This window comes from Microbacterium sp. GCM10027623 (genome assembly GCF_042666935.1).
Classification (GTDB): domain Bacteria; phylum Actinomycetota; class Actinomycetes; order Actinomycetales; family Microbacteriaceae; genus Microbacterium.
In genome coordinates, this window is the sequence record NZ_JBHTHE010000001.1 from 612,782 (window position 1) to 628,226 (window position 15,445).

Consider the following 15,445-nt stretch of genomic DNA (forward strand, 5'->3'; position numbering starts at 1 on the left):
GGGCATCCCTGTGCGATGAGCGTCAGACGACCATGCGGCGACGGCGGCCGGTCACCACGAGGAGCGCACCGCCGATCAGTAGCAGCAGCGCCGCGAACGCGCTCGACCAGGTGGCCTCGGCACCCGTCGTCGCCAGCGGCGGCGGCGGCGTGATGTCGTGCGTGGTGCACAGCGGGCTGTCCGGTGCGCAGATCGGGTCGGTGCCGGTGACGGCGACGACGTTGCCGAGCACGTGATCGCCCTGCTCGTCGTACGCCTTCGGCGTGACCGTGTACGTGACCGTGACGACCTCACCGGTCGGCACCGCTCCGGTGATCCGGATGGTGTCGCCCGCCAGAGCCGCCTGGACGCTGCGGTCCGAGGGGATCGGACTCATCGTCATGACGGCGTCGTCGAGCACGTCGACCAGGTGATCGGTGTAGTCCACCGGTACCGCCCCGGCGCCCGCGTTCGTTCCGACGTTGCGGAACGACAGCGTGTACGTGACGTTCTGGTTGTAGTCGACGGCGGTACCCGATGCCGGGTCGGCCGACTTGGACACGACCACGTTCGAGACGAAGTTGACCGTGCAGTCCGGACGCTCGTCATCGGTCGGTGTGCAGTCCGTCGGGGGCACGTCGCCCTCGTCGACCAGGAAGTTGCCCAACTGGTCGTCGCCGCGAGCGCCGTCCTCGTTCACGGTGACCGTGTACGCCACGGTGACGTCCTGCCCTGCGGCAAGCGTTCCCGCGACCGTGAAGCGTCCGTCGACGATCGTCGACACCGTCAGCGCCGAGTCGGAGGCCGTCGGAGCGGCGGTCACCGTCGCGTCGTCGAGCACCATCGTCAGCACATCGTCACGGGCGACGTCCACATCCGCCTCACCGGTATTGGCGAAGTGCAGCGTGTAGGTCATCTCCTGGCCGGGACGCACCGTCGTGCCCGAGGCGGGATCGACGGTCTTCCAATCGTCGAGCTCACCCAGCGGGTGCGTGGTGGCCGGCGGCACGAACGGGTCGCAGTCCGGGTCGTCCTCCGCGCAGAAGAACGGCGGTACGTCGGGCGTCAGCACGTTGCCCGCGATGTTGTCGCCCCGGTCTCCGTCGGGACGGATGGTGGCCTGGTAGGTCACCGTGACCGTCGCACCGGGATCGAGCTCGCCTGTGACCCGCAGCGTCTGGGCCGCGTCGTCGAGCACGACATCGACGTCGGGCGAGCTCGCCGTCGGAGCCGTGGTCAGCTCAGCGTCGTCCAGCACACCGGACAGGTCGTCGGTCGAGTCCAGCGGACCCGGAGCCTGACCGTCGTTCGTCCAGCTCAGCGTGTAGGTGACGACGTCACCGGCCTGCAGCGCCTCGCCCGATGCCGGGTCAGACGTCTTGGCGGGGGTGATGCTCGGCAGCAGGGTGGTCACCTCGGTGGGAGGGTCGCACAGCACGCCGGGTGCACAGACCGGAGTCACGACGTTCGACAGGTCGTGGTCGCCCAGATTGGTGACGATGACGCTGTACGTGATCGTGACCGTCCTGCCGGTCGCGATGGCGCCCGCCCAGTCCAGCTGCGGTGCGGTGAAGCCCGGCGGCGGGACGATCGACCCGTCCGACGCCACTGCTGCGGCGTCGCCGTTGTAGGTCGCGTCGTCGAGCACGTCGGTGAGGTCATCCGACACTCCGGCCGGGTGGCCGGCGGTGTAGTCGGCGGCTCCGTCGTTCGTCACCGTCACCGTGTAGGTGACCGTGTCGCCCGGCTGCACGTCGGCCGCCGCGTCGGACGTCTTCGTCACCGAGAAGTGACGGATCGGGTTCGAGGTCTCCTCGCATCCGACCGGCGGACAGGTGCCGTCACCGTTGCTGAGCACGTTGCCCAGCCGGTGATCGGCCTGGTCCGCGTAGGCGTGCACGACCACCGTGTAGCTCACCGTCAGCGTCTCGCCGACCGGCACCTCGCCGGTCACCTCGATCTCCTGACCGGTCAGCGTGGCGGCGAGGCCCGCCTCCGCGGTGGGTCCGTCGGTCAGCTCCGCGTCATCCAGCACCCCGGTGAGGTCATCGAGCGCGTCGACGGTCGCGGGGGCCTGTCCGTTGTTCTCGAACGAGAGCGTGTAGGTGACCTCCTGGCCGGCTTCCACCGCCGTGCCGTCCGCCGGGTCGACGCTCTTCGACATGATGAGCGCGGCAGCGGGAACCTGCACGACGTCGCAGGCCGCGTCGGCGTCGAGAGCGTCGTCCACAGGGACGCACGCGGCGTTCACCAGGAGGTGGTCGCCATCGGGTGCGTCGGCGTCGTAGACGACCGTGTACTCGATCTGCACGCTCTCACCGACTCCGAGCGGGCCGCTCCAGGTCAGCTCCTCGCCGTTCAGTGCCGCTCCCGTGGTAGGCGCGACGATCTCCCCGAACGTGCTGTCGTCCAGCACGTTCGACAGGTCATCGGTCACGGTCGCCGGAGCGTCAGCGGTGTAGACGCCGGGTCCGACATTCGTCGCGGTGACGGTGTAGGTGACGGTCTCGCCGTCCGCAGGAAGGTCCGTGCGGTCCGCGGTCTTGTCGATCGTCAGCTTCGGCAGCGCGTTCTCGACGAAGCCGCAGGCCTCGCCGGTGACGGGATCGGTGCCGTCGCTCGAAGGCGGGTCGCACGTCGGGATGACGGTCGGAGGCACGCCCGGTGTGGGCGGCACGTTCGGCTCCCACGCCACGTTGCGGACGGTACCGTCTCCGCCACCGGTCAGCTCGACCGTGTAGGTGATGGTCACCGAGTCACCCGCCGCAAGCGCGCCCGACCACGACAGGAAGGAGTCCGGGAGGAATCCCACCGGACCCGCATCGGAGCCGTTGCTCGTCGCGGTCGCGTCGCGGTTGTACTCGGCGTCGTCGAGGACGCCGGCCAGGTCGTCGAACACGACCGCGGGGTCTGTCGTCGTGTAGTCGGCCGTACCGGTGTTGGTGGCCGTGATGGTGTACTCCACGGTGTCGCCCGGACGCGAGTCGGCGGTGAAGTCCGATGACTTCACGATCGCGAGGTCGCGGTCGAGCACCGTCACGGCGTAGTCCTCGACCTCGCCGCCGTCCGCCGCACCGGTGGGGAGCGGGGCTGCCACGGCGCCGGCGAACAGCCGGAACCGGGCGAACGTGTCATCGAGCGTCGTGGCGGCCGGGAACATCAGCTCGTAGTCCGCCGTTCCGCTGTCGGCCGGCACCGTCACGGTGACGAGCTCGCCTGCATCGAAGGTGCCGTTGCCGTCGAGGTCGATCCACCCTGCGAGAGTCGCCGCGGCGTCGGTGCTGTTCGTCGCACTGACCGTGACGACGGTCTCGTCGCCGACCGTCGCGACGATCTCGTCCGCGACGCCGTCCTCGTCGGCGAGACGGTTGTCGTCGTCGCCGAGCGCGGAGGGAGAGGGCTGGCCGTCGGCGTCGAAGTCGATCAGCGTACCGAGGGTGAGCCCGGGCACGATCTCGTGCTGGGCTCCGCCGTCCGCGGCGAGCGTACCGTAGCCGACCGGCGCGTCACCGAAGTCGGAGCACGCGGGGTCGATGGCGCGGTCGCCGTCGCCGTCGAACCCGAAGCCGGAATTCGGAGCTCCCTGCCAGTGCACGTCGAGCGTGCTGAGCTCGGTGAACGCCACCTGGAAGCGGCTCTCGGGGTCGCCGTTCCAGCTGCCGTTCCCGCTGAAGACCACGTTGCCGGCGTCCTCGGTGATGGTCACCGCACTGCCGTCCGAGATCGCATAGCCGGAGAGATCAGCGGCGCTGAACGTGGCGCGCTCGTTGTTCACGCCGCCGTCGAGGTCGCTCACGGTGAAGACCGCGTTGACCTCGATGGGAGTCGTCGTGCCCGCCTCGTAGAAGGTGTACCGGATCGTCGCATCCCGGTTGATCTGCCACTGCGCGTCGTCGGTGTCGAAGATGCCGCCGTTGCCGATCAGGAAGCCGTTCGGGGCGGAGCCGGTGGGTGCCATGCCGCCGGCGAGGACCTCGACGACCATGTCGACCGGAGTGCCGTCCACGACGCTGACGTCGGTGTAGCGCGCGGTGCTGCCCACCCCGCCGGCGCCGACGATGTCGGTGATCTGGGTGAAGGTGAAGGCGGAGTAGTCGACGCCGTCGGCCGAGCAGATGTTCGGCAGGACGCCCCGCTCGATCTGGGCGCGGTAGTCCTCGACCTCGCCGTCCGGCGCCGGGCCGGTGGGGAGGGCGATGGATGCCGCATCCGTCGAGTAGCGCACGCGGACCTGGCTGTGGATGCCGGTCGGGTTGGTGCCCTGTGCGAAGGTGACGTCGTTCGTGCCGGCGGTCACGGGCTGGGCGTTGGCCACCCGCTCATCGTCGGAGAACGCGCCGTTCTGGTTCCAGTCCACCCAGACCGAGACGAACCCGTCCGCGGAGGCAGTGACCTCGAGCGTGTTCTGCCGCGGCTGCTGGGAGATGAGGTCCAGTCCGGTGCGCAGTGTCGGGGTCGCGTAGCCGAGCGTCGGGTTGAACACCACGCCGTCCTCGTCGTCTGCGCCGTTCTCGTCATCGCCGACGGAGGCGGCACCGGGCTGACCGTTGTCCTCGGGATCGACGCTCGCACCGAGCATGACCGGAGCGGTCTGCGCGGTGTCGTCGTAGCCGAGGATGCCATGGCGTGCGCCGTCGCCGTTCAGCGTGGTGCCGAACGAAGCCGGGGCGTCACCGAAGTCGAGCAGGATCGGGGAGGATGCGCAGCGCGCACCGTCGTTCGTTCCAGAGTTCGGACCCTGGGCGAAGACCTCGGCTGTGGCGTTCTGAACGTCGACGCGGTAGATCACGCCGGTGGGGTTGTTCGAAGCGTACAGATAGCCGTTCGCATCGGCGTACACGGCGCCGAAGCTCCACGTGCCGACGCCGAGTCCCAGCGAGCCGACGATGTCGCGCACGCCGGTGCTGCGGTTGAAGCGCACGAGGTGCGCCTGCCCGCCCGTGCCCTGGCCGACCGAGTAGAGGTAGTCTCCACCGCCCGGGACATACGCCCAGTCGACACCCGGAGTGGTGAGGCCGGCGGGCAATGCGCTCGTGCCGGAATCGACCAGAGTCATGTAGGTGGGCGATCCCGGAGCGAGGTCGATCTTGTTCCAGGTGGTCGCATTGAGAACCCAGTACTGACCGTCGGCGTCGACGTCGCCGACCACCGTGGTGGTCACGGCGCCTGCGGGGATTCCGAGCCGCGTGACGGTGCCGTCCGAGGCGACGCGGACGATGCTCTGATCGCCTGCTGTCGTGTCCCAGCCGTAGATGTAGTCGTCGAGCACGTTGTAGCCGACGGCGTTGATGTTGACGCCGTCGAGGGTGTGCGCGGTCTCGTACTCACCGGTGACCATGTTGATGTCCTGGATCATGGTGGGTCCGGTGGGGTACTGGAAGAGCATGCCGCCGGCGCCCGAGGTGCACACGAACGGACCGGGGGTGTAGAACTCGACGCTCGAGTCCCCGGGCAGATCGATGCCGGTCTCGCCGGTGATGTTGTCCGCGCCGTTGCTGTAGGTGTCCGCCGTGTCGGCGGTCACCGGGACGGTGATCGTGCACGATGCGCTGCCTGCGGCGAGCGTGCCGTTCGCGACGGCGACCGAGTCGGCTCCGGCGGGAGCGGTCACGTCGGCGACACAGGTGCCGCCGACGGTTGCAGGGGAGGCGACGGTGAGGCCTGCCGGCAGCTCGTCCGTGAAGCCCCAGCCGCTCTTCGCGGCGAGCTCGGACGTGTTGGTGACCGTGAGTGTCAGGGTCGACGTGCCGCCGACCGGCACGCGTGCGGGGCTGAAGCCCTTGTCGAGCTGGGGGGTGACGTCGAGGATGCGGATGTTGTCGAAGGCGGCGTCGTTGCCGACCCCGCTGCCGTTCGTGTTCACCATGCGGATGCCGAGGGACGAGCCGTCGAAGAGGATCGAGTCGTTCGCGGCATAGGTGTCGACGTTGATGGCTCCGGCCGCAACGGGTCCGACCTCAGGCGCGGGAACCGTGTTCGTCGACTCGCAGGCGTTGATGACGCCGCCGACAGCAGTCGGTGTACCGGTCTCGGACAGGAACGAGAACTGGTAGCCGGGCGCGGAGACGGCGCAGTTCTTCGCCGCCGCGTCGACGCTGAAGGTGAGGAACCGGCCGGACGCGCTGGTCAGCGGGATCGGGTTCTCCGTCTCGAACTCGACCAGGTTCGCACCGGGGTTGCCCTCGGTGAACGCCGAGACGGCGTCATTGGTCTCGGCCGTGCCACCGGCGTGGACGCCGAGTGCATAGGACAGCTGACGCAGGTTCGCGGAGCTGGTCGGGTTCGCACAGTTGGCGAGAGTGGTGTACGGGATGCCGAAGTTGACGATCACGCCGTTGCAGTTCGTCAGCCAGCCGGCCGCCGCGGTGTATGTGTGGCCGTCGACGCTCTCGTAGTCGTCGAGCACCACCGGCGTGGTGCCGTCGGTGTTCTCGAAGTCCTCTTCGAAGAGCGCCGTCGGTTCGCCGGGCGTACCGGGGTTGCCGGGCGCATTGGCGAGTGGCAGGAGCTGGCCCGCGCCCTGGGGCGCAAGCGCGGCGTCGACGGTGGGCGTGGCCGCGGTCGGCACGGCGGCCATCGCGGGCGCTGCCGTTGCGATCCCGGCGCCTCCGACGAGCAGTGCGGTGACGAAACCTGAGACGAAGCGGCTGCGGGTGGTGACGCCCAGCCGGCTCCGTCGCGAACGTCCTCGTGTGATGCGAGCACGGTTCTGCCTGATCATCTGTCCCCCTCAGGACTGCACAATTCACGCGCGGCCTCGCCGCGCGTCACTCCATTGCTATCGGTGCGCGAGCTCGCCCGACGCCAGGGCGTCGGGAACTCACCCCGCTTTTCACCCCTCCGGCGCCGATTCCCGTGAGCCGAGCGGTAGGCGCACAGGTTGTGCTTGACTGTCGCCGGGGGACGCTGCGGCGCGAGGGGAAGTTGCGCTGACAGACGATATACGGCGGACAGGTGACCCACGACACGGATCGACAACACGTTCACACGCGCGTCGAGGCGCGACGACCGGAGGGAAGCACGCACTTCGCGGCGCGTGAGCACGGCGAAGAGCATCGAGCACGGAGCCGGTTCACCGGCGTGCCCCGGGTCTCGGCGAGGCTGATCCAACGCGAGAGACTCGTCGCACTGCTGAACGCCGAACCCGCGCCCGCGCTGACGGTCGTGCAGGCCGGATCAGGGTTCGGCAAGACCTCGCTGCTCGCGCTGTGGGCTCAGGGACGGGCGCATCACGAGCCGGTGGTGTGGATCGCCGCCGATCAGCCGTTCCACGATTCGACCGAGTTCTGGCGCCATGCCCTGCGTGAGTTGACCCGTGCGGGCCTGATCGACGCCGAACCGGCGCGGGCGGGCGCCGGCGAGGCTCACGCAGACGCGCTGAGCGCCTCGGTGCGGCGAGCCTTCGCCTCCCTGCGTGCGCACGCGACACTCGTCGTCGATGACTTCCAGCGGCTCAGCGGGACGGATGTCGAGCGCCAGTTGATCGACCTCCTGACCCGGACGGACAACCTGCGGCTCGTGGTCGCGACGCAGGTGCTCTCCGAGATCGGCACCGCTGCCACAGCGAGCCGGCTGGACATGCTCGTCGTGGACGCGGCCGCGCTGCGCTTCAGCGATCAGGAGGTCCGGCAGCTGTCGGCACGGCTGGGCGTCACCGCATCCCAGCGAGAGCTGCAGCAGCTCGGTGCGCAATTGGACGGTTGGCCGTTCGGGATCCGTGCCGTGCTGGAGCGGCACCTCAAGGGGGCGTCGGCCCCGACGAACGGGAAGCCCGCCGTCCTCGGCGTGCCGGCATCCCAGCCGTCGACATTCGACCCCGGTTATGTCAGCACGCGGCTGCTGCACTCGCTGAGCGACCTCGAGGGACTGGATCAGCTCGCCGCCACGTCGATACGTGAAACGTTCAATCTGGAGCAGGCCACGGCGCTCGGCGTCGACCTGGACCCTCATCCACTGCTGCGCGAGCTGGAGGTGCGCGGCATGGGAACGTGGCGACTCGACTCCGACCCACCCGAGTACCAGCTGCACCCGGCGCTTCGTCTCGCTCTCCGCGATCAGCTCGACGACGATCGCACCCGGGAGGCCTTCAGACGGCTCGCCCTCTGGCACGCCACCCGGGGGGAGTCCGCCTCGGCGTTCGAAGCCGCGATCCGCGCGGGAGAATGGGCGCTGGCCGGACGATGCGTGCGATCGGACATGTTCGACGTGATCGTGCTGCTGCGGTTGCACCCGGACGCGCTCGATGGCATCCCCCGCGCGGTTCTCAGACAGGAACCACTGCTCATGCTGATGAGCGGCATCGCGCATTACAGCGCCGGCCGTCATACCAAGGCGGTGCGGATGCTGCTCGCGGCGGTGGCGGCATTCGAGCATCAGCGCGGCGCCAGTAGACGGGCGCCTACGCCGGACCAGGTCTGGGTGCAGGGCATCCTGACGATCGCGCTGCGCCTGGCGGGCCGATTCGAGCTGGTCTCCGTCGCGCTCCGGCGATTCATGCGGATGCTCGAGGCGGTCGATGATCCTGAGGGACAGCTCGATCCCGCCATGCTGCTCTTCCGCACGCAGACGGTGATCACGCTCAGCTTCATGGATCGACTGGATGCCGCCGAGCAGCTGGCACTGGACACGGTGCGCGAGCAGCATCCGATGTCGTGGTTCCAGCAGTCCAACCTGCAAGGACTCACCGCCTTCGCCCATGCTCGCCGCGGCGACCGGGCCCGCGCGAGCGCCGTGCTGCAGACGGTCGCCGAACTGGGCACACCGCCGGGGTTCGAGGAGAGCTTCTTCGCGGTGAGCATGCACATCGCCGAGGCGTGGACCGCATTGGAACGATTCGACCCCGAGGCCGCGGACAGCGCGCTGCGGCGCACCGATCCGCACTGGCCCGCCATGGAGTACTGGCCCTTCGTCCTCGAGGCGCGTGCTCACATCGACTGGCAGCGGCGTGGCCCGGAATCCGCGCTGCTGACTCTCCGCGAGGGCCGTGCGGAGAAGCGCTTCAAGGCTCCGATCGGCGACGCCATGGTCCTCCTGCTCGTTGCGCTGGAGGCCGAGCTGCTGCTGGCTTCGGGACACGGTTCGGAGGCGCTGGCGCTGCTGACATCCGGGCGGTTGCGCCGCTCGAGGCGCCTCCAGGTGCCCAAGAGCAGGTCGCTGCTGCTCACGGGAAGCTGGGACCAGGCCGCGGCGATCGCCGATCGGTATGCCCACAGCGCCTCCCTGCCGTGGCGCGACCGCATCGACCTGCTGCTGATCTCGGCGTCATCGAACCTCCGTGCAGGCGATCGCACGGAGGCGCAGAACCGCTTCGACCAGGCGGCCGACATCGCCGAGCAGGTCGGAGTCCGGCTGCCTTTCGCATCCATGACGCGGAGTGATCTCATCGCGCTGGCCTCGCACCGGCCGGCTCTGCTCGATCAGGTTCCGGATCGGTCGCCGAGATACCCGGAACCGGAGATCATCGTCGCCCTGTCCAGACGCGAGCAGCACGTACTCGCCGCGCTCGCGAGCGATCTCACACTCCCGGAGATCGCCCACGCGCTCTCGGTGTCGACGAACACCCTCAAGTCCCAGCTGCGCTCCGTCTACCGCAAGCTCGAGGTCAAGAATCGGCAGGAGGCCGTGGCATTCGCGCGGCGCACGGGACTGATGATGATGTCCCACGATCGCCGACCCGACCCGCGAACACAGGAATGAGCGCGCCGGCCGGCGATCATCGTCGGCCGGCGGCCGGAACCTCGGGTTGCCGAGGTCCCCGTCAGCTCCGGCGCACCGCCTGCCACTGGGCACGGCGCTGGGCCTGGGCCACGGGGTCGGGCACCGGCAGGGCGGTCAGCAGCTCGCGGGTGTACTGGTCGCGCGGGTCGCCGAGCACCTGCGCCGCCGTGCCCTGCTCCATGATGCGGCCCTGCTGAAGCACGATGATCCGATCGGACACCGCGTCGATCACGGCCAGATCGTGACTGATGAACAGCGATGCGAAACCCAGCTCGGCCTGCAGCTGCACGAACAGCTCCAGCACCGTCGCCTGCACCGAGACGTCCAGAGCGCTGGTCGGCTCGTCGGCGATCAGGAGTTTCGGATCCAGCGCGAGCGCACGGGCGAGCGACGCGCGCTGACGCTGCCCGCCGGACAGCTCGTGCGGATAGCGCTCCCCGAAGTTCCTGGGCAGCCGCACCGCATCCAGCAGTTCGTCCACGCGGGGTCGCGCGCCCTGCAGGCCCGACGCCCGCCCGTGCACGATCAGCGGTTCGGCGATGCACTCCGCGATCGTGAGCAGCGGGTTGAAGCTCGTCGCCGGATCCTGGAAGACGAATCCGATCTGCGGGCGCAGAGGGGTGAGTGTGCGGCTCTTGACGCCGCGCATCTCCTGACCCAGCACCGTGAGCGAGCCGCTCAGCACCGTGGTCAGCCCCACGACGGCCCGGCCGATCGTGGTCTTTCCGGAACCGGACTCGCCGACGAGACCGACGACCTCACCGGGGCCGACGTGGAAGTCGATGCCCTTCACGGCCACCACCGCGTTGCGCCCGAAGCGCCCCGGGTAGCCGATCTCGGCGCGGGACGCGACGATCAGGCTCCCCTCGGGGACGGCCGCGGCGGCGTGGGATTCACCGACCGCGGTGACGGCGGCGGCAGCCGCCGGAGCCAGGGACGACTTGCCCCGCCCCACGTGCGGCACCGCCGCGAGCAGCTTGCGGGTGTACTCCTCGCGCGGGTGCGCGAACAGCTCGGTCACCGGAGCCTGCTCGACGATGTCGCCCTGGTACATCACGACGACGCGGTCGGCGAGATCGGCCACCACGCCCATGTTGTGGGTGATGAGCACGATCGTCGCGCCGAACTCGTCACGACAGGTGCGCAGCAGTTCGAGGATCTCTGCCTGCACGGTCACGTCGAGCGCAGTCGTCGGCTCGTCGGCGATGATCAGCCCGGCATCGAGCACGAGCGCCATCGCGATGACGATGCGCTGCTTCTGACCTCCGGAGAACTGGTGCGGATAGTCGTCGACGCGTCGTTCGGGGTCGGGGATGCCGACCCGTCGCATCATGTCGATGGCGCGCACCCTGGCATCCTTCTTCGAGATCCGGGTGTGCGCGCGAAGCCCTTCGGCGATCTGCCATCCCACCGTGTACACCGGGTTCAGCGCGGTGGACGGCTCCTGGAACACCATCGCGGCATCGCGTCCGCGCAGTTGCCGCATGCGGTTGTGCGACGCATGCACGATGTCGGTCTCGCCGCCGTCACGACCGCGGATGATCACAGCACCCGAGGTGGTCGCCGTCTCGGGCAGCAGCCCGAGCAGCGTGTTCGCCGTGACCGTCTTGCCCGAGCCGGACTCCCCGACGATCGCGAGCACCTCACCGGCGTGCGCGGTCAGCGAGATCCCCTTGACGGCCTCGACGGGCTCATCGTCGGTGGCGAACACGACCCGCAGGTCGCGGATCTCCGCCACATCCACATCCATCCGTCCGGTACCGCTCACGACTGCGCTCCTTCGCTCGTGGTGCGAGCGCTCTTCTTCGAGCCGGCGCGGCGACGCATGCGCAGTCGCGGGTCGCTCAGATCGTTCAGGCTCTCACCGACCAGGGTGACGCCCAGCACGACCAGCACGATCGCGACACCGGGGAACACGCTGGTCCACCAGATGCCGCTGGTCACGTCCTGCATCGCACGGTTCAGGTCGTAGCCCCACTCGGCTGCGGCGGTCGCCTCGATGCCGAAGCCGAGGAATCCGAGTCCTGCGAGCGTCAGCAGCGCCTCGGATGCGTTCAGCGTGATGATCACCGGCAGCGACCGTGTGGAGTTGCGCAGCACATGGCGCAGCAGGATGCGGGAGGTCGGCACGCCGATCACCTTGGCGGAGTCGACGAACGGCTCGGCCCGCACCCGCACGACCTCGGAGCGGATCACGCGGAAGTACTGCGGAACGAACACCACGGTGATCGCTATGGCGGTCGCCATGATGCCGCCGACGAGGGTGGACTGTCCTCGGCTGATGACGATCGACATCACGATCGCCAGCAGCAGCGACGGGAAGGCGTAGATCGCGTCGGCGACGACGACCAGAATGCGATCGAGCCATCCGCCGAAGTAGCCCGAGATCAGTCCCAGAGCGATGCCGATGAAGATCGAGCACGCGATGGCCGCGAGGATCACGAGCAGTGCCGTCTGGGCGCCCCAGAGCACCCGGGAGAGCACGTCGAAGCCGGAGACGGTGGTGCCCAGCGGATTCAGGCCGTTCGGCGCCTGCTGCGTGCCGAACGAGATGTCGTCGGCGGTCTGCTGCTGCGCCCAGGAGTACGGAGCGATCAACGGGGCGAGCACCGCGATGACGATGAACAGCCCCGTGATGACCAGACCGGTGACCAGCATCCCCCGCTGCAGACCGACGCTCTGCCGCAGCTGCGAGAGCACGGGCACCTTCTCGCTCCAGTGCTTCTTGCGCGGCGGAACGGCGGCGAGCGCCGACGTCTGCAGGGTCGGCATCTCGTCGTGGGAGTCGTGCCCTCCGACAGGCTCACGGACTCTCCTCATGTCAGTACCTCACCCTCGGGTCGATGAACGCCGCGACGATGTCGACGATGAAGTTGGTCACCGCGACGACCACGGCGATCATCACGACGATTCCCTGAACAGCCACGAAGTCGCGCGACTTCAGGTACTCGGCGAGCATGAAGCCGATCCCCTTCCATTCGAACGTGGTCTCGGTGAGCACGGCGCCCGCGAGCAGCATGGCGATCTGCAAGCCCATCACGGTGATGATGGGGATGAGAGCCGGCCGGTAGGCGTGCTTGGTGACGAGACGGAACTCGCTGACACCGCGGGAGCGGCCGGAGGTGACGAACTGCTGACCGAGCGTGCCGATCACGTTGGTGCGGATCAGCCGTAGGAACACGCCGGCGGTGAGCAGCCCGAGTGCGATCGCCGGGAGGATCGCGTGCTGGAGCACGTCGGCGATGGCCGCGCTGTTGCCCAGGCGGATCGCATCGAGCAGGTAGATGCCGGTCGGGGTGTCGAGTCCGGCCATCAGCAGTTCGGTGCGCGTGTTGCCGCGCCCGGAGACGGGCAGCCAGCCGAGCCACACGGCGAAGATGAGCTTGAGCAGCAGTCCGGCGAAGAAGATCGGCGTCGCGTAGGCGAGGATCGCCATCACGCGCAGCACGGCGTCCTGCCAGCGGTCGCGACGGTACGCGGCCACCAGCCCGAGCGGGATGCTGACCAGCAGCGCGACCAGCAGCGCGTAGATCGCGAGTTCCAGGGTGGCCGAACCGTACTGCAGCAGGATCTCGACAACGGGTCGGCGGTCGGTGATGGTCACACCGAAGTCACCCCGGACGACGGCACCCAGGTATTCCAGATATTGCTGCCACAGCGGGCGGTCGTAGCCGGCGGCGTGGATGCGCTCCTGCAGCTGGTCGGCGGGCAGGCGGCCGCCCAGAGCTGCGGTGATGGGATCCCCGGTGATCCTCATCAGGAAGAAGACGGTGCTCACCAGGATGAGCACGGTGGGGATGATCAGGAGGAGCCTGATCAGGATGTAGCGCCACAGTCCTCCGCCGTTGGAGCGGCTGCGGGGTTGGACGGGGACGAGAGCCTCGCCGATGTCGACGGCCATTCGGGTACCTCTTCTTGCGTTCGTCGGGCGAGCACGCCTCGGGGGTGCTGCGGTGAGGCAGCACCCCCGGGACGTGGAACGCGTTACTTGCTCAGCGGTGCGTAGCGGAACTTGAACGAGGCGTCGAGCGTGGTGCCCTTGACGTCCTTGCCGACGACCGCGACCTGCTTGCCCTGCAGGATCGGCAGCGTGGAGAGGTCCTTGGCGACCATCTCCTGGATCTGGCCGATCTGCTCCAGGCGCTTGTCCGAGTCGGTCTCGGTCTGTTCTGCGACGATCGCGTCGTTGACGGCGGGGTTGTCGTAGTGGTTCGCGAGGAAGTTCTCCTTGAGGAAGAACGGCGACAGGTAGTTGTCGGCATCCGAGTAGTCCGGGAACCAGCCGAGCTGGTACACGGGGTACACGTCGGCGCTGCGGTCCTTGGAGTACTGCACCCACTCGGTCTGCTGGAGGTTGACCGTGAACAGGCCGCCCTTCTCGAGCTGCGTCTTGTACGCGGCGTACTCGTCGCCCGAGGAGGGGCCGTAGTGGTCGCCGTTGTACTGCAGGTTCACCGTGACCGGCGTGGTGACACCGGCATCCGCCAGCGTCTTGGTCGCCTTGTCGACGTCCGGTCCGCCGTTGCCGTCGCCGTACATGTCTTTCAGCGGCGTGGTGGCGCCGGGCATGCCCTCGGGGACGAAGGAGTACAGCGGGGCGAAGGTGTCCTTGTAGACGTCCTTCGCGACCGCGTCGCGATCGATCAGGTCGGCCATCGCCTGACGAACGGCCAGTGCCTTGGCCGGGTCGGCCTCGTCAGTGGTCGCGCCGAACGGCATGGTGTTGAAGTTGAAGACGATGTAGCGGATCTCTCCACCGGGACCGTCGATGACCTGCACCTCGTCGTTCGTGGAGAGGTCGGCGACGTCGGTGGCCGAGAGGCTGCGGAACGCCACGTCGATGTCGCCGTTGCCGATCGCGAGCTTCAGGTTGGAGGCGTCCGCGTAGTACTTCGTCTGCACGGCGCTGTTCTCGGCGGCGCCGAGCACTCCCTTGTAGTCGGGGTTCGGCTTGTACGAGACCAGCTCGTTCACCTTGTACGAGTCGATCGTGTACTGGCCGGCGAATGCATCGCCATCGACGATGACGTCATCGGCGGTGACCGCATCGGGCGAGAAGACGTCCTCGTCGATGATGGGGCCGGCCGGGCTGGAGAGGATCAGCGGCCAGATCTGGTCGTTGCCGTTCTTGAGGGTGAACACGACGGTGGTGTCGTCGGGCGCCTCGACCGAGGCCAGGTTGCCCAGCAGCGAGGACGGTCCGTTCGGGTCGGCGATCTTCACCATGCGATCGAACGAAAACTTCACGTCGCTGGAGGTGAGCTCGTTGCCGTTGGCGAAGGTCAGGCCGGACTTGAGCTTGACGGTGTACTCGGTCGGCGAGGTGAACTCGGCCGACTCGGCGATGTCGGGCGTGACCTCGGCGGTGCCGTACTTGCTGTTCATCAGGAACGGATAGATCTGGTTCATCACCGCGAACGAGCCGTTGTCGTACGAGCCCGCCGGGTCGAGCGAGACGATCTTGTCGGTGGTGCCGACGATGATGTCGCCGCCCTGGGCATCTCCCTTGTCGTCGCCCGTGTCGCCGGTGCTGGTCGCGCAGCCGGAGAGGACGAGCGCCGAGATGCCGATGGCGCCGATGGCGAGGCCGAGTCGGCCCCTGGGGATGTTCATTGACATAACCTGCCCTGTCATGGTTCGAGTACACCGCGCGGATCATCCGCGCGGTCGGGGTTCAATCTAGTCACCCGCATGAAATGACCCAACCGATCGGTCAGGATCGTGACGAGACCGACACACGCGCGCCCAC

6 protein-coding genes are annotated in these 15,445 nt (G+C 68.4%); 1 reads left to right on the plus strand and 5 read right to left on the minus strand.

Annotated elements, in window-relative coordinates; all coding sequences use genetic code 11:
* Positions 1 to 22 precede the first annotated feature (22 nt).
* Positions 23 to 6,700, minus strand: a complete 6,678-nt coding sequence (locus tag ACFQY2_RS02830; protein ID WP_378744105.1) for a DUF6923 family protein — start codon at positions 6,698 to 6,700, stop codon at positions 23 to 25.
* Positions 6,701 to 6,933: 233 nt separating this feature from the next.
* Between ACFQY2_RS02830 and ACFQY2_RS02835 the strand changes: the two genes are divergently transcribed.
* The gene (locus tag ACFQY2_RS02835; protein ID WP_378744106.1) at positions 6,934 to 9,675 is read left to right on the plus strand and encodes a LuxR C-terminal-related transcriptional regulator; all 2,742 of its coding nucleotides are present in this window, start codon (positions 6,934 to 6,936) and stop codon (positions 9,673 to 9,675) included.
* Positions 9,676 to 9,736: 61 nt separating this feature from the next.
* On the opposite strand, the gene ACFQY2_RS02840 is transcribed toward ACFQY2_RS02835, so the two are convergent.
* The 4 genes from ACFQY2_RS02840 to ACFQY2_RS02855 form a co-directional block, all read right to left on the minus strand.
* Positions 9,737 to 11,446 carry a dipeptide ABC transporter ATP-binding protein gene (locus ACFQY2_RS02840; RefSeq protein ID WP_378745014.1) on the minus strand — a complete coding sequence of 570 codons (1,710 nt, stop codon included), beginning with the start codon at positions 11,444 to 11,446 and terminating at the stop codon, positions 9,737 to 9,739.
* 14 nt (positions 11,447 to 11,460) lie between these two features.
* Positions 11,461 to 12,468 carry an ABC transporter permease gene (locus ACFQY2_RS02845; RefSeq protein ID WP_378745015.1) on the minus strand — a complete coding sequence of 336 codons (1,008 nt, stop codon included), beginning with the start codon at positions 12,466 to 12,468 and terminating at the stop codon, positions 11,461 to 11,463.
* Positions 12,469 to 12,517: 49 nt separating this feature from the next.
* Complete coding sequence (locus ACFQY2_RS02850; RefSeq protein WP_378744107.1) at positions 12,518 to 13,597, minus strand: ABC transporter permease; 1,080 nt, start codon at positions 13,595 to 13,597, stop codon at positions 12,518 to 12,520.
* 83 nt (positions 13,598 to 13,680) lie between these two features.
* Positions 13,681 to 15,315, minus strand: a complete 1,635-nt coding sequence (locus tag ACFQY2_RS02855) for an ABC transporter substrate-binding protein (RefSeq protein WP_378745017.1) — start codon at positions 15,313 to 15,315, stop codon at positions 13,681 to 13,683.
* Positions 15,316 to 15,445 lie beyond the last annotated feature (130 nt).

Bases quoted from the DNA above. Each gene is read 5' to 3' on its own strand.
- ACFQY2_RS02830 (WP_378744105.1), bottom strand. From the start codon at position 6,700: ATGATCAGGCAGAACCGTGCTCGCATCACACGAGGACGTTCGCGACGG.
- ACFQY2_RS02845 (WP_378745015.1), bottom strand. From the start codon at position 12,468: ATGCCGACCCTGCAGACGTCGGCGCTCGCCGCCGTTCCGCCGCGCAAG.
- ACFQY2_RS02850 (WP_378744107.1), bottom strand. From the start codon at position 13,597: ATGGCCGTCGACATCGGCGAGGCTCTCGTCCCCGTCCAACCCCGCAGC.
- ACFQY2_RS02855 (WP_378745017.1), bottom strand. From the start codon at position 15,315: ATGTCAATGAACATCCCCAGGGGCCGACTCGGCCTCGCCATCGGCGCC.
- ACFQY2_RS02840 (WP_378745014.1), bottom strand. From the start codon at position 11,446: ATGGATGTGGATGTGGCGGAGATCCGCGACCTGCGGGTCGTGTTCGCC.